Origin of the sequence: Segetibacter sp. 3557_3 (assembly GCF_004354985.1) — a bacterium.
Taxonomy (GTDB): domain Bacteria; phylum Bacteroidota; class Bacteroidia; order Chitinophagales; family Chitinophagaceae; genus Segetibacter.
The window spans coordinates 1-19,430 of record NZ_SMSK01000034.1 but is presented as its reverse complement, the minus strand read 5'-3'; the positions used below and the strand labels follow the sequence as shown (position 1 = coordinate 19,430).

Below are 19,430 nucleotides of genomic sequence, written 5' to 3'. Positions count from 1 at the left end.
TCAGGCAAACACCTGCCTACCTTGCTGGTAGTTTCAAGTATGTAGGAGCATCTACTGACGCCACAGATAAGATCGTCACGATTACGGCAAGGGATATTAGCGGTAATAGCTCCCGGGTCGCAGCGCATGTTTTTGTAAGGTATAAGGGAGCGGCTTGTATAACACCGGAACCTTTGACTAACATCATGAACAGCTTCAGTTTGAACAATGATATGTCACTTTTAGTACCTAATGCGATTACAGTTTTTCCGAACCCGAGTACAGGCGAATTCAAGGTCCGGTTCATGGTTCCAGAGTCTGGAATAACCACTATTCAGCTGCAAGATGAACATGGCAAAAAAGTAAAACACAAAACCATCTACACGAGTAAGGGGTCATGCACAGAAACGTTTCATGTCAGGGGTCAGCCTTCTGGAATGTACATCATCAGGATTTGTAGCAAAACAGGAATTCAAACCGGCAGACTTGTACTTCAGCATCAAAGTAAATAACTTTCGAAGATGGTAGTAGCATAAGTGGGTAAGTTCCCTTGCCACTCTTGGAGCATAGGCTTACTTTACGGCTATTGCATTGCTGCTAGCCACTTCTTTTGTTGCAGGAGTTTGCAGGATCATTCGGCAAAACAATGTTCTCAAGACTTAATTTAAGCGGGCATCTCTGTTAATTAATGACTTGTTGTTGAGAGCCCAAAGTTCATGAAAGCCGAGTTATAAAGTAAGGGACAAGAAACTAAGCAAGCAAAAACATCCAGATTTAAAAAAAGTATTTCTTCAATAAAAATATTTGTTATTGTTAAGCATTGGATTTCTCACGAGTCCCTTTGTAGGTAAATGTTGCCTTTATCACTTTCGGTTATCATTCTTTGTAAAAACATAGACGAGTAATTTACCCGTGTCGGTGAAGCAGGAATTTACAGGCATAAAAGGAGAAAAGCTTTGGATTTTACCTCAATATGCATGATGCTTTGTGCTTTATCATCTTTTTTAGATTTAGTTGAGGTAAAAGGTTGGCTTTACTTAAGGCCAAATGATCAAAGTCTTCCGCGAGTATAGCTGAAATTTCAGAACAGGAGGAATTAAATCTTTGTTCCGAGTGATTACCACCTAAACGGACTAGTCTGCTCGTTACAAAGTGCATCATGCAACTTTAATAATCTTTTTAAATTGTTCTAATTGCAAGTTATCGGTATGTGAACCTACGGATGATTACTTAAGAAAATTGGAAAATATTTTTCAATTGAGTAGGTGAAAGTGAAGCTTGAGAGATGATGTGAAGCGTCACATTTTTACTTTTATTGTTCATTTTGTTTGAGATTCGCAGGCTGAATTGATCATATTAGTTAACTTTAATGCACTGAGTAGGACGATAATCTATCTTCTGATTTGGTAACAAGCTCTTGCACCTGAACGTGAATGAGTTTGATTAAATTTTCGATAACCTAGTACAGTGTAACAAACCATTGTTTAGTAACAGAGGCGTATCCCGAAGAATCAGTCTCATTGCACAACTAAGGTGGGATTTACCGTATTGTTTAACGGGAAACATTGCTTAGTTTGTTACATAGTAGCTAGTATATAGGGTTTTGAACTCAAGGACTTGTTCGAGAACAAATGGCTGTTTGCATAGGGGTTGGGAACAAACCCATTATCCTCAACTATATCTATGTTGTCGGGCCCGAGCGTCCCTTATATTTGCAAAAAGGATGGTCAACGTAACTAATGAATCAAAAAACAAATTAGAAAGACAATATTTATAGACGCAGACCTTCGATGCTGCTGGTTTTTAGTTTCTCTGGTGATTGGTGTCTTGTGTTGCCTGCTGTGCCTGACCATAGGATTTCGAGAATCTGTTTAGTTTGATTTTATATAATACCTCCCTTCCAACTTAAGCTGAATGCTTCCATTTGTCGCCTTGCCCAGCCGGTTGGGAGTGCAGTTTGATATTATCAACGGTCGCTTCATCTTCCTTGATGAAAGGCAGGGCTAATGCTCTGGTTTCAGTGCTACCAGATAATTCTATAGAAGTGGAAGAGAGCTTAGACAGAGCCGATTACAGGTTTAAAATGGGAAATTGATCGCTGATCCCATAGGCTCTGCTTCTGTTTAAAAGACGAGTCTATCAAGCATTTACTTGCTTTACATAGGGGGGGAGCAACGTAACGGGAGAGCTTACCTTCAGCGCAAGAGTAAGACTACAACTAATGAGGTTTAGCTACTAAAGCCATCAAAATGTTCGCGTGCTTGCTAATAGTTTGCATTTAAGCGTTTATTTCAGATTTCGTAGGGTTATTCATAGTGAGTTCAATGAGTCAAAACAATTGTAGCACATTGTGACAAAATATAATCCAACACCAAGCTGGAAGTTGTAATCTTATTAGAGTTAAATAACCGGACTATGGAAAACCAGGATCTTCTAGTGCAAAATGCTATAAATACAGATGAATTTTTGATTGCCGGAATTGGCGCCTCAGCTGGTGGGATAAAGGCACTAAAAGAGTTTTTTGTACATGTACCAATTCAATCGGGAATAGCATATGTTGTAATCTTGCATCTGTCACCGCATCACGATAGCAAGCTGGCAGAGGTATTACAGACAGTGACTAGTATTCCTGTTTTGCAAGTTAGAAGCAAAACTAAGATTGCATCCAATCACATATTTGTAGTAGCACCTAATCAGCATTTGAACATCAAGGAAGGATATATCGTCCCTTCGGATAATACAACAATTGAAGACAGGCGTGCACCTGTTGACATCCTTTTTCGCAGCCTGGCAGATATCTATGGTTTCAGAAGTGTCTGCGTGATTTTGTCAGGAACAGGGGCAGATGGTTCCATGGGTTTAAAGCGAATAAAAGAAAGGGGAGGGGCCTTGTTTGCTCAACATCCCGAGGAAGCAGAGTTTAGTGAAATGCCACGAAATGCAATTGCTACTGAACTAATTGACCAGGTGCTTCCAGTTGCCGATATCCCTGAAAAGATCATCGCCTATCGTACGAGCCTGAACAGCAACACAAAGAACAGTGTTAGTGCGCCCGCCCGGGCTCAGCTGCACGATAATGCTTTTGAGGAAATAATCAAAATTTTACGTACACGTACAGGCCACGATTTTGCCAACTACAAAAGGCCGACTTTATTACGTCGCATTGAACGCCGAACGAATATTCAGAATTTACCAGATATTCCTTCGTATGTAGCATACCTCAAAGAAAATAATGAAGAGGTTTTCATTCTTTTGAAAAATTTATTAATCTCTGTAACCAACTTTTTCAGAGACTCAAAGTTATTTAGTAGCCTTGAACAGGAGGCTCTACCAAAGATACTTGCAAAGAAGAAACCAGATGATCAAGTCAGGATTTGGGTGGCAGGTTGTGCAACAGGAGAGGAAGCGTACTCAATAGCCATCTTGCTTGCGGAAAAAATGGCCTTCAAAGGCGAACCTTTGAAGGTGCAAATATTTGCAACAGACATTGACGAAGCAGCGATTGCAGTTGCCCGGGAAGGCTTTTATACGATTAACGACGTTGCCGATGTTTCTCCAGAGAGACTACAGCGTTATTTTACTCCGGAAGAAGTTGGATACCGCATCAACCGGGGAGTTAGAGAAATGGTCATTTTTGCAGCACATAACGTTCTTAAAGATTCCCCTTTTTCCAGGCTGGATTTGGTAGCATGTCGAAATGTTCTTATTTACTTCAATACGACGGCCCAGGAGCGTGTCCTCCAAACATTTCACTTCGCCTTAAACCGAGATGGCTTTCTTTTCTTAGGTTCTTCTGAATCGGTGGATGGAGCAAGGGATCTTTTCTCCACAATAAGCCGTGATGGTCATCTTTTTCAAGCCAATGAAGTTGCTGTCCGCAACTGGCCTATCCCAGAAGCATCGTCGAATTACGTTCTGCCAAAAAAGGAACCCTCACAAAAGCTCGGTGATAAGGAGAGTCATAAGATTGACCTTGTATCATTTGGTGAACTTCATCAGAAATTACTTGAACAATACGCTCCGCCATCCCTTCTCATCAACGAGGAGTTTGATGTAGTGCATATGTCAGAAAAGGTGGGAAGGTACCTGGAATTTAAAGGTGGCGAACCATCAAAAAACCTTCTGAAGATTATTAAGTCCGAGCTTAGATTTGAGCTCCGTGTATTAGTTCACCAGGCATTGCAAAATAGAACCGCAATAACCGGAGAAAATGTGAAAGTCATAGTAAATGGTCAAGAAGAACTGCTAACTATACAAGTGCGTCCGGTTATGCAGGAGCACGAGCCAGCAAGGGGTTTTTTACTCGTGTTATTTCAACGAGATCTTGACCTTCAAAAACCTATAAACGTAATACAACCAACAAATGAAGCTGTCGCCAACCAGCTAGAAGAAGAGCTTAACCAGGTTAAAACACAATTGCGGAGCTCTATTCAGCAGTATGAATTTCAAACTGAAGAATTAAAAGCATCAAATGAGGAACTCCAGGCGATGAATGAAGAACTGAGGTCCGCGGCGGAAGAATTAGAAACAGGCAAGGAAGAACTGCAATCTATTAACGAGGAACTTCAGACAGTCAACCAGGAACTAAAAGTCAAAATTGAAGAGGTAAGTATTACCAGCAACAACCTGGAAAACTTAATTAGTTCTGCAGATATCGGTACAATTTTTCTCGACAGGAATTTTCTGATCCGTTTATTTACCCCAGCTGTCTTGCAAATCTTCAACTTGAAACCTTCAGATCTTGGCAGGCCAGTAAGTGATATAACGAACAAATTGCTCTATGATCTGCTGTTGCTTGATGCAGGAATTGTTCTTGAAAAACTTACTAATATTGAACATGAGGTAACTACAACTGACAATCGGACTTTTATTATGCGGTTGCTACCCTACCGAACTGTTGACGACAGAATCAATGGGGTTGTGATCACCTTTTTCGATATAACAAGCCGCAAATTAGTTGAGAATGCATTGCAGCGCTCCGAAGAGTACTTGCGGCTTGTCATTGAAAGCGCCCAGGATTACGCGATATTTACACTTGATTTGAACCATAATGTAGTAAGCTGGAGTATAGGTGCTAGCTTAATAAGCGGTTATTCCGAAGCTGAGATTGTGGGAAAAACCGCGGATGTTTTATACACGACAGAAGATTTAGAAGTTGGCGCTCCAAAGGAAGAACTGGAAAAAGCTGAAAAGGAGGGCAGAGCTGAAAATGCAAGATGGCATGTTCGCAAAGATGGGTCTCGTTTCTGGGGTTCGGGATCTGTAAGTCCGCTACGAGACGATAGTGGAAGGCTTGTAGGCTTTGTGAAGATTTTGCGGGATTTAACTGAAACCCGGCGGCTCGAGGCAGCAAAATTCTTCCTTGCCTCGATTGTTGAAACCTCCAACGATTCCATTATAACAATTGATTTTGCAAAAAAGATAACAAGTTGGAATAAAGCGGCTGAAGAGCTTTATGGCTACACTTCAGAAGAGGCGATTGGGAGTAGCCTGACGATGTTAACATTGCCCCAAGATCTACTAGAGATTTTAGGTAATATTTACAAAGTCGAACATAGCGGCCAAGTCGCTCGGTTTGACACCATAAGGGTACATAAGGATGGCTACGAAATTGATCTCGAAATTGTTCTTTCTCCTGTAAAAAACTCGCTGCAACAAGTGATTGGTGTGTCCACAATCGCAAGGAACATTACCGAACGAAAACGTCGCGAAGCCAATCTCGCCTTTTTAGCGCAATTAGATCAGGATTTTGCTCCAATGCTTACGGTCGAGCAGGTAATGGCAGGTGTTGGTTTAAAATTAGCAAAACAACTGAAGCTATCACGATTTCACCTCAGCCTGGTTGACCTTAATGCCAACAGACTGAATGTGGTTTACGAATGGAGGCAAGACGAGCAGTCAACCAGCCTGTTGGGTACCCAGTTGATCTCAGAAAAGCTGACCGAGACAGGTATAGAGCAATATATTCTTGGAAAGTTGGCGATTATAGACGCTAATCGGGAAAGTCCCTTTTTAAAAGATATAAGGCAAGTGCGTGTCCAACTGGGCGGCGGCTCTATTGTTGAAGTTCCTGGCATGGTTAACGGCAACTGGAAGTTTCTTCTAAGTATTGTCAGACACGAACTAGTATGGAGGGCAGATGAGTTAGAACTGATTGATGAAGTAGCCTCAAGAATTTTTATCAGGATACAACGGGCATATGCCGAGGAAGCTCTCAGAGTAAGTGAAGAACGTTTCCGAACTCTCACCGATGCGATCCCCCAGGTTATATGGGCCAATAACGAAAAAGGTGAAGCTAATTTTTTTAATCAGCGGTGGTTCCAATACACTGGTCTAACATACGAAGAGTCGTTCGGGGTAGGATGGGAGGCAATTGTGCATCCCGACGATGGGCCCAAGTCAATTGAAACATGGAAAAAGGCATTAAAGGAAGGGCACATATTTGACACTGAATATCGCCTGCGAAATAAAGAAGGTAAATATTGCTGGTTCATTGGCCGTAATATACCTTACAAAGACAACACCGGAAAAGTACTTGAATGGTTTGGCTCGGCAACAAATATTGAAAAGCTGAAGGAAGCTCAACAGTTGCTTCGAAATATGTCAGATCGCCTACATATAGCACTTGAAGCTGGGCAATTAGGTTCTTTTGAGTATGATTTTGAATTAAAAAAGGTTTATGGTACAGCTAAGTGGAACGAAATTTATGGTTATGCTGCTGATCAATCTTTGACAAATGACAGCATACTGTCCATTGTTAACCCGGAGGATCGCCAGAAAATAGAAATAGTAATCAAGCAGGCGATAAGTGAAGGAGGTGTTTTTAACGTTGAGTATCGGATTGAACCTAAACAAGGTGGCATACGCTGGGTAAAATCGTCGGGCCGGGTATTATTTGATGAAAACAAAAAGCCGCTAAAACTAGTTGGGATCGCGCTGGACTTTACAGAACAGAAATTGTTTACAGAAGAACTCACCCGTTTAGTTAGCGACCGAACTCATGAATTGCAAAAATCAAATGATTCTCTCCGCCAGTTTGCGCATGTTGCAAGCCATGATTTAAAAGAGCCTGTCCGAAAGATCAAAGTTTTCATTAACAGGTTAAAGGATCAGTTTTCAAACGTCTTTCCTGAGAAAGCAATGACCTATTTATTGAAAGTTGAAAGTTCGACAGACCGGATGATTTCAATGATCGATGGCATACTCAGCTACTCGCTTCTTAGCCGAGCCGACAACTTCGTCGAGCAAGTAAATCTACATAGTATTATGAACGAGATTGAGTCTTTGCTCGAGGTACTAATGCAGGCAAAAAATGCTGTTATTAAAAGAAGTCTACTGCCGACAGTCTGCGGGAATTCTACGTTAATTTTCCAGTTGTTTTATAACCTGGTACTGAATTCACTCAAGTTCTCTAAAACAGATGAACCTTCAATAATTGATATCACATCTTCGATGATTAGCCAGAATGATAGGGAGTACGCTAAAATTACGTTGTCAGATAATGGTATTGGCTTTGAGGAGAAGTATAAAGATGTGATTTTTGATACATTCTCAAGGTTAAATCCGTTAAATGAATACGAGGGGACGGGACTTGGCCTCGCATTGTGTAAGCAGATAGTGGAGCGTCATGGAGGTGAGATTTGGGCTGATGGCCAGTTGAATAAAGGAGCGACATTTACGCTGCTTTTGCCTACATTAAGATAGCAGCGTGTAGTTGGAAAGGTGTTATTTAGAGGGGTGAACGTGATATCGCAATTTCTACCCGTCAGATTAGAACTCTTTTGAAGGTGACTGCAAGTACCCTCGAATAGTTTCGTATCTTCAATGCATTTTCATTGTTATGTCGCACAAAATTCTTTTGATTGACGATGACCCTGACGATAGGGAAATGTTCTGTGAAGCAATAAATGAGATAGCCCCTGAAATCACCTGCTATCTTGCTGCAGATGCGCCAAAAGCATTAACGAAACTACATAGCGGTGATTTTCAGCTTCCGGATCTTATTTTCTTGGACATTAATATGCCGATGGTAAGCGGTTGGGATTGTTTGATTCACTTAAAACAACATGAAGTTTACCATAACATTCCAGTAATCATGTATTCAACTTCTTCAAACAGTTCGGATGTAGACAAAGCCAAGCAATTAGGCGCTACGTGCTTTTTCACGAAGCGCCTAAGTTATTCTGAATTACAAGAGAGTCTCGCTAATCTAGTTCGAGACTTAGTTAGGCGTCAATTGCCTGATTGCTCATCCTCAGGCCTTCAATAGCACCACTGACCGGATAACTTTGATAAGGGCCTTGAAGAATCGAGATCGAATTGTGATTGATGGCACACTCACAATTTGATTTAAATAGCTGGGTACGATCGGTTACTCTTACTTTGTTCATGAAAACCGACATCGTAAACTGGGTACTGCTTTGACGAGTTTTAGTCATGGTTTAAGGTTGACGGCAGGTCAGACAGCAAGTGAAATGTTTAAATTTGAGAGATCATGAAACTAAAGTTTATTTTAGCATTGTTTAGTGCTTCCCGTTGTTTATAGTCTCTTAACTTCCTAAGCTGAAATTGAATCTAAGACCAATGCTTCTTCTCGATTACTACGAAGTCAAGATCATAATTGATGTAGCAGGAAAGATGATCTGACGTCTTTACGAACATTCTAAGTATCTTGTTGGGATTGTACTTAATACCAATAAGCTAATTACCCTGAAGGTAGCACAATGAACTAATAGTTATTACCACTTGTTGGAACAGATTTAGCAGCAGCAGTATTAATGACTTCTGTTCGCCATTAAATTCATCTAAAGCCCTGTTAGTATGACGCAACTCTCCACCGAGGATTATATCCTTTTGCCCTATTACTAGACTTCTATCAGGAGTATCTTCTTTCTTTCGGAATTGAGTTTTGATCACTATAACGGTGCCATAAACTATATCAACGTTTTCGTTTAATGATGCTATTCTGTAGGAGCTTAAATACGAACATTGCTAGGGCTTTCTGTCATAAATCATCTTGAATTTAGTAAACTGCAAGGAGTTGTTGGTCGATAGCATATCAGTCTCAGATCCTTAATGGACTCTGACGTGAATATAGATTCAGTTTTTGCGTTGAAATGTTCACCTTATTGGAGAGATCAGGAACGGAGAGCTCAAAAAAATAATAAAAAGGTTAGCTGAATTCTCGCTAGAATTAATTACTATTTTCATGTGACGGAGTTAACCTATACCTATGAGTTTACCGTATCTCTCTTACGTCTTTGATCATGCTCGGCGACTAATGGTGCATCCTCAAGATCATTTATTGTTTTCGACTTTCTTTGGTCAATTTTTTAAAATTGTTTTTATTAATTATAATAAATGAATTCGAAACGGCATTCCGCTAACCTGATCCTACTAAGTGTAAAATTTCGGGAATTAAGTAAATATTTGCAAAAGATTTGATGCCGTTCTATCACCATGTTAGCATGACTAATGTATTTGATCGCAATCATAAGGTATTATAAACTATTAGTCCAATGTCTAAAGGTAAAATTCTAATTGTTGATGACGATATCGATAATGTAGATATACTTGCAGATGCCTTTCTACAAGGCGGTGGATGATGTTCATTATGTTCATAAAGCGATGCAGGCGTTTGTGTACCTGGAAGAGGTATTACAAGCTAGTGAGCTCCTTAAAATGATTATAACTGACCTATACTTTCCGGGTATTACTGGTGCAGAATTTCTCAAAGATTTGAAAGACTTAGATAAGTATAAGAATATACCTGTTGTCGTACTTTCAACAGAGAAGACCGAGCTTGAAATAATAAAGTACAAAGAACTTGGAGCCATTGATTACCTAACAAAGCCATCTAAGTACGCGGAGTACTTAGAGGTTGCAAAACACCTAACAAGGAAAGCGAACATACGATAACAAACCTCCATCTACCTCTTGCATCATCATTGGCGACAATGGGGTTTCTTCGTAGTATATGATCAGAGCAAGCTGCTATGAAAAATGTAGATTTATATTCTTATAGTTTAGCCCTTAACCACCGATGATATTGCACATTCACCCTACATTTTATAGGTTTTTTATTGAGTATTCTTTATGTAATTAGGCGATTCGCATTCTTGCCAGTACTCTACGATTTTCACAATAGTCTTTCTCAGTTTATCATAGCTACCTGGTTTAACAAAGAACCCCTGAATAGACCTTGAATAAGCGTCAATCACATGTTTCTGTTCCGCGTTAGTAGAAAAGAAAAGATAAGGTATGGACTTTAACCTCAAATCTTCATTATTGTGAATTTTCTCTCTCAATTCCATTCCATTTAACTTAGGCATATTTATATCAGAAAGAACAAGAAACGGTTCAATTTCTGTGTCAGTCAGATACTCCAAAGCTTGTACACTGTCCCCAAAGAAAACAATCTCATTGTTGTAATCAAGTTCTTTGAATATGTCTGCCAAAACGAATTGATCATCAACATCATCTTCAATAATGATAATCGGCCCACTTTTATTCATTGTATAGAATTTAGATTGTGTGTTTTTCCATGTTTCATAAGTAAAGTAATTGATTTTGACAAGGTGGCGCACAACTCATTAAAGAACAATTCAAAATCCGTAAGACACGTTATGCATAATCTTGAGTATCGTCTCGTCAGCATATCAAGCTAAATGTAAAATTCCCGCAAATTACGTGAATCCAAAGACCTAAAACCGTTAGCACTTTTAGTTATTCGGCGTGAATCCATTAGCTTTGATGTAGGCTCTTGTATCTTCGGGACGTTTTTTAGCCATATGGATAAAGTACGCCTGCAGCCACCTATCCAGGTTCGGCTTATATGCTGACTGGTCACACTGTAAAGCTTTGGCGGCATCTTCCCGGGCACCAGCAACCTTGTACAATCCAAAACCTGCCCCAGCCAATAACAGCAGGCTTACGCTAAAGAACACCCAAAGGAACTTCAGGGTAACCTGTTCAACGGCATGCCTGGCCTGGCTGGAAACACGGACTTCCTCTGGAATTTACATGTTCCCTGCTTCTCCAGGGTTTCCTGAACCTTCTCGGCGTACTTGTGCAGCGACTGGATCGCGGGTGGCAGTAGCTTAAACTGACTGATCAAAGTTGCACCAGCAGCCTTATTCTCCCCTACAATGGCCACATTGTCCTCCGTTAGTTTCTCTCAGGCGTGGCAAAATCTTCTGCATGCTTTAGAATAATGTAAGCATGGCAAGGTGGAAGTGCTAACCCAACAATGGACGTCTTGTATGTAATAGCTGAGGCTTCATAGCTGGCATTGTTTACAGCCCAGTTGTCGGTGACCGACTGAATAACATCAGATGGTTGAATGGTTGCGTATCCTGTTGCATCAAGTGTAACAGTTACATCTTTGATTTTGATAATCGGTGATAGCTCGTCGTTAGAACAGGCAAGAGGCAAACCGTCGTTTTTAAAGGCAGCGAGCACAAGACCGTTGCCGGTACCTGCTGCATAGATCCGGGAGGAATGTAACGCTAAAGCATTAACGATATCATGCAACGGATCTAGAGAAATCTCCATTATGCCACGTAGCCAAATGTTTCATCAAGGCTTCCATTGGGATTATATCTTAAAAGTCGACTATCGGCGTAGCCATTTCGATAGGTCGAGCCTCCCACAATAATCTTTCCGTCGGTTTGGATTTCAACAGAAGCGGCCCCGTTAACCAAATCGAATTGGGTGGTTAGTTTGCCATCGCCGTCGACGCTTTGATCCGGGCTTCCATCACTGTTATATTTTGCCAAGGCGAGTGTACTAGCAAGTGTACCAAGTGTGTTGGTCTCGCTATAACCTGCCAGAACAATTTTGCCGTCGCTGTGTAAACCTAAGGCCCTCCCAGACGATGAATATGTGCCAAAGTCAGTAAAAGCTACTCCTCCAACACCGAAGCTGTGGTCTAAAGTCCCATTGCTGTTATACCTTAATACGACGAAAGAAAATTTCACACCATTATCACCAGTCCCCCCGACCAAAATTTTTCCGTCCGGCTGTATCGCCATGATGTTCCCAAAAGCAAATGCCCTTATTGAAGAAAGCACTTTTCCATCTGTACCAAAACTTACATCCAAACTTCCATTTCGATTATACCTTGCTACAGCAATACGTCGGCCATCGGACGTGCCAGCTACAACGATCTTGCCGTCGTTTTGTATAGCAACTGCATTGCCCTCGGTCTGATCGCCAAAAACCGTCGTAACCTTTCCATCGAAATCAAAGCTTGAATCAAGGCTTCCGTTCGGATTGTATCTGGCCAACGCCATGTCGGTAAGGGCATTCCCTGCGAGATCGCCCCTTGTGCTACGCCCTGCAGCTACTATGTTTCCGTCGTTCTGAATGGCTAGTGAAGAAATGAATTCATGACCTACTCCCATCGAAGTCGTAACCCTTCCATCACCATCGAAGCTCAGGTCGGGAGTACCGTCCGCGTTATGTCTGGCTAACGCAAAAAAATACTGGTGATTATTGGTGGCTACACCAGCAGTAACAATCTTTCCATCACCTTGTATTTTCAATGAATACGCACCCAACGGGCCGGCGAATTGTGTTATGGCCTTCCCGCCATTTCCAAATGTAGAGTCTAAAGCACCTGATTGGGAGTAGACACTGTTTAGAACAACAATCAAAAAAATCAAAGATAAACTCGCTTTCATAATCAGATTTGAACTGGTAAAAAGAGTTCTAATAGCTTGTCATCAGTACAAAAGTGCAGGTAAATCAATGCTTTCAGTTTCACATGCCTTTGTTATGCCACAGCCCTGCCGACGAAAGGACCACACGTACAAGCGAGCGCGGCAACTATGCTTAATTGAAAATCCCACATAGATGTCAACATTTATACGAGTGCCTTTCTCATCGAATCACCATAACCTTCCTCAGCTGCACGCTATCTGACCTTGTCACCTTGACCAAATACATTCATGAAGGTGGCTCACTGAAACTTAATTGCTCATTCAGAAATGAGACTTACCATCAACCGATAACATTCTTTGCGCTACCATAATAGTGTTTTTCAGTTGAAACCAGCGATGCACTCTGATGGTCCAGACAAGAGCCGAATACCTAAATTTTCTTGCTTTTTCCGCTGCCTTTTAGAAACAAAATGACCGCAGAAAGCAGAGCATAATACCGCGGAGCTTTCTATTCTTAACTGTCGTCCAAACCATTTCTAACTTTAGCAAGTGCAATAGTTGTATGCTGGTTTTATCAATTTACTCTTTGTTCCATTGTCTGAGTTAAGCTCCTGGTTCATAAATTCGATTTCCGAGTGCTTATTACAATAAGGTCGATCTTTGGATCTTAGATGAAATTGCGAAATTGGTGCTAACTCATCTAAACAAGCCAACTCCGTTTCCGTTCCAAAAGGGTTTCCCTATAGACTATGACCCAGGGTTTGAAAAGAAAATTGGAAGAAAAAGAAGCTTGGACGTTCCCTGGCGGTTTACAAGTAATCGAAAAAAACATACGCCAGCTCTCGTGGTATTTAGTTGTCCCTTAGCTTAGGAAAGAGACTGTTGTTGTATTAGCAAGGCACTGTGAAATGCTTTCCTAAATATAAACAATCAGGAGATCAAATCACTTTTTAAATAAGCAATCTTTATTGGTTCTCATCAATCCTATTGTAATAGTGTATAACAGATGGTTGAAGTTTTCTGAAACGATTTCTTCCAGTGGAAAGGACTCGTTTTCGCCGATAAGATGTCGTTGTTGCTGATCTTTCATGTAGACTCGGGATAGCAGCGTGCGTTTACTGAGCACTAAGATATACCCATAAGCAGTCGTAGCCATGTAGAAAGTAGCTGCTATTAAAGGTTAAGAAATGGTAGCTGAGGGAGTAAAGCGAAAGTCGGAGTAGGAGGTAAGCGAACCCGGTTTTCAAGTATGTTCTATCGCCGAATTTGAAGATGATTTCGGAGCAAGACCGTTTCGCGGTCTCAGTCGAAGTTTTCCTTTGCACGAGCTACCTGGAAAGAGAAAAACGCTGTAACGAAGTTTTTTGTAGAATTTGGATTTTCCTTTTCCTTCTCGAGCTCAACCTGGCTATTTCTGATCCGCTGACAATCGGCTCGTGAATGAACGAATTCCCTGATTGAATTAACGCCGAATTCCCGTCCTACATCGATGGTAGAGGTACTGCAAGTTCAATGATGTTTTCGTCTTTCCAATACCGTGGCCGACCATACGTTTAGGCTTCTGTTGCCTTGAAAGAAGGCGTTTTCCCAGTTGAAGCGGCGAATGGTACCGGTAATGCTGTTTGCTAGCTTTCTCTGGTAAATACCCCAGTCTCGCGAGTATTCTGCTGCATAAGGCACCGACAACGGTCAAAGCACAAGGCCAGGCTATAGTTTCTGTTTAGCCGACGCTTTCAGCAATTTTCTGATGACATATTCGCCAACGGCTCTACCCTGGGTGACCCCGGCTTCGATACCAGTTCGATAGTGTATTCCACCATACACCCGGCTTATAGATACTTCTTGTGCAGCGGAGTTAAAAGAGGAAAATCTTCGTCTCATACCGATGTAGGCGAGGTCACTAGTGTCTTCAAAAGCAAAATTTTCTCCAAAAGTGTAAGTTAAAATGGTAGCAGCAGCAGCTGATATACTACTGTGCCCGCTGCTATGTTCGGGAGTGGGCGGTGTTTGCAAAAAGGAGTGCCAATTACTATCAATAAATTCATTAATTACTGTGACCGGGCGAATAACGTTATGAAGATACTTTTGGCTCCAGGAGGTGATAATAGCATCGTGCATCGCCACTGATGTAATTGCATAGGTCTTCAATATCTCCATGGCTGAAAAGTTTTTCATTTTGCATGCTATGCCTGCTATTCCAATCCAATGAGCGACCGGGGTAATTTTCTTACTTCCGAACTCCTTGTCGGCAGAGTCTTTAACCAAAGGATTGTCGTCCCAGTATTTTGCAATCATTTTTCTTTCTTCGGTCAAAGTGACTCCAATCTCGTAAACCTCTGTGGCAGCTCTGTAAAAGGCGCTATTTTTTTCGAGGCTGTAGGGTGGAGGCAGAGGGGCTTTAATTTCAGCGGCAGAGTCTAATGCAAGTGGTAGTATTTGCCCCCAATACGGTTCCAGGGCCGACAAATAACCAGCGGGTGTCCGGCGCCACTTTCCAGGTTCCTGGCTTTCAACAAGTTTTGGCCTTGCCCGGGTTTCGTCATACTTATCCATACTTGCTCGTTTCAAAACTGCGTTACCGACGAGTTCGCCAAACTGCATCGAGTTTTCAAAGATGTCATTTCTAAGCAGGTTTTTGAACGCTCCATATACTTTACCCTCATAGCTGGTGATGGTGTCTTTTGCAAGTGTTATTTGTTTGGCAACGGTAAAGAATGCTTTAGTAGCAGCAAGCAAATAATCATACTTTCTATTTTTATCCGGAAGAGGCATTTGCGGAAATCCCTTCAGGTCTTTCACCAGAGACCTCGCACCAGGCTTTTGGAATCGGAACGCCTCATATGAAGCGAGGGAAGTGTATGAATAGATTCTGCTTGCAAGCGGAGGTGAAAATTTGCCGATTGCGGTAATGGCTGTTAGTTGATCAAAGTTTTCATGTAACAGGTTCTGATCGGTTAAGCTTTTGGGATCAGCTTTCTTCGGTGTTGGTGTATTTGTCGAACCCGCTTCAATCACTGAATACATCTCCTGAGTACGTGACACACGAGCAACAACTTTTCCGGATCCCGGTTTAGTATCCTTGGTTTGACTGAAACAATTATCTAGAGCTGTAAAGAAAATCAAAACCCCTAAAAGTGACTTATTCATAAAAATTGAAACTCGTTAATAGCCAGTGGCCTTATACTATTTGGCTGGTGCTACATCAAAGGTAGCGGAGATTAAACACCTACGGTAATTAAGTAGTTTAGCAGAAAAGCAAACCTAGACAAGTGGGGCGATAACTTTACTGAGAGATCTCCCTGTAGTTGGAGCATGCTTTAGAATGAAGAGACAAAAAGATAAAGCGAAATCCAGTTATCCAAACGGATGTTGCAAGGCCAAATTGCCTGGATTGAAAAGCTCGAACGATTTTCGCACGATAGTAAGTAGTTCGTTTTTTGTTAATAGATATCCAACTTCCAACGATGATTGTTTCATTTGTACTTAGGGCCGGGAATTCTTATCAGCGCCGGTTGTGTCACTCCCGTCCGAATGGCTTCAGCCGGGCGGGCACTTGTACTTGCATAACTTTCCGCAGCTATGTCCTGGCGGCAGTTCAAGCCGAGAACACCATCCAAGGGCATTGCTAAAGGAAGACAGGCACCGGCAAAAGGCCCAGGAAATGCCGGGATTTAAGCTTTTAAAACAAAGGAGCAGGACTAAGAGCTACGAGCACTTACACACACAAACTTCTTAAATTACGGGGATTCTGGCTGATGCTGGTGCAGCCCGGTCTGGCAACACCTGGATCGTAATCTTTTGCATCGTTACAATTTCTATGTATTATAACGTTCTTCGTCAACATAAAACAATTTAGAAATTGAGGAATATCGGTTGTGCATTATGGAGCCAGCTTTGTTAGTGATAGGCGGGAGAAAATTAGGCTGGAATATAAATTTTAAAAGTTGAGCCTACACCTGGTTGACTTTCTACTTTAATGAAACCATCGTGGTTCTGCACTACTTTCTTAGCAATGGATAATCCGACGCCAGTTCCGCTATATTCTTCCTTACCATGCAGACGGATGAACATTTGGAAAATCTTATCTGAATATTCTGGCTCAAAGCCGATGCCGTTGTCTTTTACGACAATGATGTGGTAGGCCTTCTCATTTTCCACAGTGTTCTTATAGCCTATGGTAATGTAAGGCTGAATATCCCTTTTACTGTACTTAAGAGCATTACTAATGAGATTCTGAAACAATTGTTGAAGTTGTCTCCTATAACCAAATATTATTGGCAGCTGCTCGACTTTAATCGTCGCGTTCTTTTCTTCAATATTAAGTTCCAAATCTTCTAGTACTTTCTGAATGTTTACGTTGAGGTCTATGCTCTCCTTTTCAAGCGGACGCTGAGTCACGTGTGAGTAAAGAAGCAAATCATCGATCAGGTTCCCCATGCGATTTGTAGCGTTTTCAATACGATTGAACAGCCTGGCATTTGTTTCGGTTAAATGATTAGTAACCTCGTCTTTCAACCGCTGCGTAAAAATTTGGATCTTGCGCACTGGTTCTTTAAGATCATGCGATGCAGCATGAGCAAACTCTTCCAGGCTCTGGTTAGAGCGTTGAAGTTCGTTGTTGATTTGTTGCAAAATCTTATTTGTTTGCGCCAACTCTTTTGTTCGTTCTTCGACGACTGCCTCCATTTTTTGAATAGCCATCACCTTCTCGGTTATGTCAAGTACAGAACCAATGAAGCGGACCGGTTGATCATTCTGATTGAAATAAACTTTTCCTTTTGCCCTAACCCATCTTATAATGCCATCTTCAACGCCGACCGTGCGATATTCCACATCATAGTCCCCATCACTTATTGATTTTTGGAAAAGATTTTCTATAATTTTTGTAATTCTATCCCGGTCATCCGGGTGAAGGCCGTCAACGAAATCTTTCTCGTACCTGACTGTATCATGATGGCTGATGCCGAAAAGAGTTCGGCAGCGATCATCCCAATGCATAGTTCCTTTTTCCAGGTCCAGATCGAAAGTACCCAATTCTGCTGCTTCTTTAGAAAGCCGGATCTGGTCAAGGGCATTTTGCAATTCCTGTTGGCTCTTTTTGTGTTCTGTTATATCTATGGAGGAACCGACAAAGCCGAAATATTCGCCCGCTTTTCCTATACGAGGAGTACCATGACTTAGTAGCCAGCGCCACTCACCATCGGCTCGCTGCATACGGCATTCCATTTGGTATTGGATGCGGTTGACAACAGCATTCCGTACTACATTGCTTGCAAAATCTATATCGTCAGGATGGATAGCAACCTGCCAGCTTTTTCCTTCCGTTAATTCTTTTTCAGTATGCCCGGTAAATTGTGCAGCCCTGCTGTTGTAATAGGTAAAATTGCCGTTTTCATCCAATGTCCAGATCATTACCGGTGAAGCGTCGGCCATTGAACGGAAACGTTCCTCGCTTTCCAATGTCCTTTGCCTGGCTTTTACCTGTTCTGTGATATCATGAGATATTGTAAAAACACCTGTTGCCTTCAAACTTCCACTATTGTAATAGGGCTGATATACCAAATTAAAGTAGTGTAGCTCCTCTTTCCCATCACCAAAGGAAGCAACCGGCACTTCATGCGCAAAAAACGGCTCGCCACTATTACGCACCTGGTCAAATAGTTCAATAACGCCTTGCCCTGCCAATTCCGGAACAGCTTCCAAAACTGGCTTGCCTATGATTTCAGGGCCTTTCCCCCAAAGCTTGAAAGCTTCTTTATTGGCCAGTTCCAGTACGTAATCCTCGCCATTTACAAGTCCCACTACCATTGGAGCCTCCATAAATAAACCAAAGGCTCTTTCAATACCGTCTACTTCCACTTCTCTTTTTTCTGCCTTGATTTTCGCGGTTATTTCTTCCGAGGTGTGGATAATGTATTCCACGTCACCGTTAGATGCAATAACAGGACGGTTTTCCGCCTTCCAAAAGCGCTCTGCAAACCGGCCATTCTCATCCATAATATCATAACGTTGGGCAGGCAATTGATGAGCCTCCTTTTGAGCTATCACATGCAAAAGGGACACTAGCAAGTTGGACTGACCTGTGTCATTTAAATCGTGGGGATTAGAAGGAAAAACTTCAAAAAGGTTCTTTCCAATCAGTTGATCTCTTGTTAACCCTACCAGAGGCAGCAAGCCGTTCGTGACAGCCAGAATAGTGAAGTATGGCGGATTGTTTTCCAATAGATAACTAACGCCCGGCAGGGCACTGAATAGAGCTGTGTAGGCAGCTGCTGGTATTTGAAAAGTAGTAGATGATTCTTTGCTCATAAGGATGAGAATGAAGGTATGGATTTGCGTTTTAAAACATATCATTGTTGTTTCTATATCCAACGGAACTGATGTAAGAAGGAAAGATATTTCAATGATCATAACCCTCGAAGACCCCGGCCGATTTACGACTTCTTCACTGCAACTGCCTGAGTTTGAGTTTGCCAATTTTTTGTTACGAGGCTTGATTTGACGCAACACACGGGTAATCATTACTTAATCGGCATTAAACAGTTGTGAAGATATCGGGTGGCGACTATTTTCTGTGAGGCCTTATTCATGCTACTATCTAAGAAATGCCATTTTTATCAATGTCGTTTAGTTGAAGGCCGGGAAGAACATTGCTGATTAGAACTATGCGGTACAAGAGTGTCCTTATAAGCACGCTGATGTTTCCTGGATTGCAACTTTGGGGTAATTTGTAAACCCAAAAACCCTTTGCAATTAAGACCGTTACGCAAATTGAATGCTTACTTCAAA

The 19,430-nt window shown here is 41.7% G+C and carries 9 protein-coding genes; 4 read left to right on the top strand and 5 right to left on the bottom strand.

Annotation, left to right across the window (positions count from 1 at the left end):
* The 4 genes from EXU57_RS24870 to EXU57_RS24855 all read left to right on the top strand — a co-directional run.
* Window positions 1-491: T9SS type A sorting domain-containing protein (locus EXU57_RS24870; protein WP_133270979.1), on the top strand; the 491-nt coding region annotated here is incomplete at its 5' end.
* A gap of 1,903 nt (window positions 492-2,394) precedes the next feature.
* On the top strand, window positions 2,395-7,683 hold the full coding sequence (locus tag EXU57_RS24865; protein WP_133270978.1) for a PAS domain S-box protein: 5,289 nt from the start codon (window positions 2,395-2,397) through the stop codon (window positions 7,681-7,683).
* Between the two features lie 136 nt (window positions 7,684-7,819).
* Window positions 7,820-8,248: a response regulator gene (locus tag EXU57_RS24860; protein WP_133270977.1), complete on the top strand. Its 429-nt coding sequence runs from the start codon at window positions 7,820-7,822 to the stop codon at window positions 8,246-8,248.
* 1,310 nt (window positions 8,249-9,558) lie between these two features.
* Complete coding sequence (locus EXU57_RS24855) at window positions 9,559-9,897, top strand: response regulator (protein ID WP_243745711.1); 339 nt, start codon at window positions 9,559-9,561, stop codon at window positions 9,895-9,897.
* A gap of 161 nt (window positions 9,898-10,058) precedes the next feature.
* On the opposite strand, the gene EXU57_RS24850 is transcribed toward EXU57_RS24855, so the two are convergent.
* From EXU57_RS24850 to EXU57_RS24830, 5 genes are all read right to left on the bottom strand, one after another.
* Window positions 10,059-10,493: a response regulator gene (locus EXU57_RS24850; protein ID WP_133270976.1), complete on the bottom strand. Its 435-nt coding sequence runs from the start codon at window positions 10,491-10,493 to the stop codon at window positions 10,059-10,061.
* A 652-nt stretch (window positions 10,494-11,145) separates the two neighbouring features.
* Window positions 11,146-11,532 carry a hypothetical protein gene (locus EXU57_RS24845; protein WP_133270975.1) on the bottom strand — a complete coding sequence of 129 codons (387 nt, stop codon included), beginning with the start codon at window positions 11,530-11,532 and terminating at the stop codon, window positions 11,146-11,148.
* Window positions 11,532-12,662 carry a hypothetical protein gene (locus tag EXU57_RS24840; RefSeq protein ID WP_133270974.1) on the bottom strand — a complete coding sequence of 377 codons (1,131 nt, stop codon included), beginning with the start codon at window positions 12,660-12,662 and terminating at the stop codon, window positions 11,532-11,534. Before EXU57_RS24840 ends, EXU57_RS24845 begins: the two co-directional genes overlap by 1 nt.
* A gap of 1,686 nt (window positions 12,663-14,348) precedes the next feature.
* On the bottom strand, window positions 14,349-15,683 hold the full coding sequence (locus EXU57_RS24835) for a vanadium-dependent haloperoxidase (protein WP_165958302.1): 1,335 nt from the start codon (window positions 15,681-15,683) through the stop codon (window positions 14,349-14,351).
* An 876-nt stretch (window positions 15,684-16,559) separates the two neighbouring features.
* On the bottom strand, window positions 16,560-18,950 hold the full coding sequence (locus EXU57_RS24830) for a PAS domain S-box protein (RefSeq protein WP_165958300.1): 2,391 nt from the start codon (window positions 18,948-18,950) through the stop codon (window positions 16,560-16,562).
* Window positions 18,951-19,430: the final 480 nt, after the last annotated feature.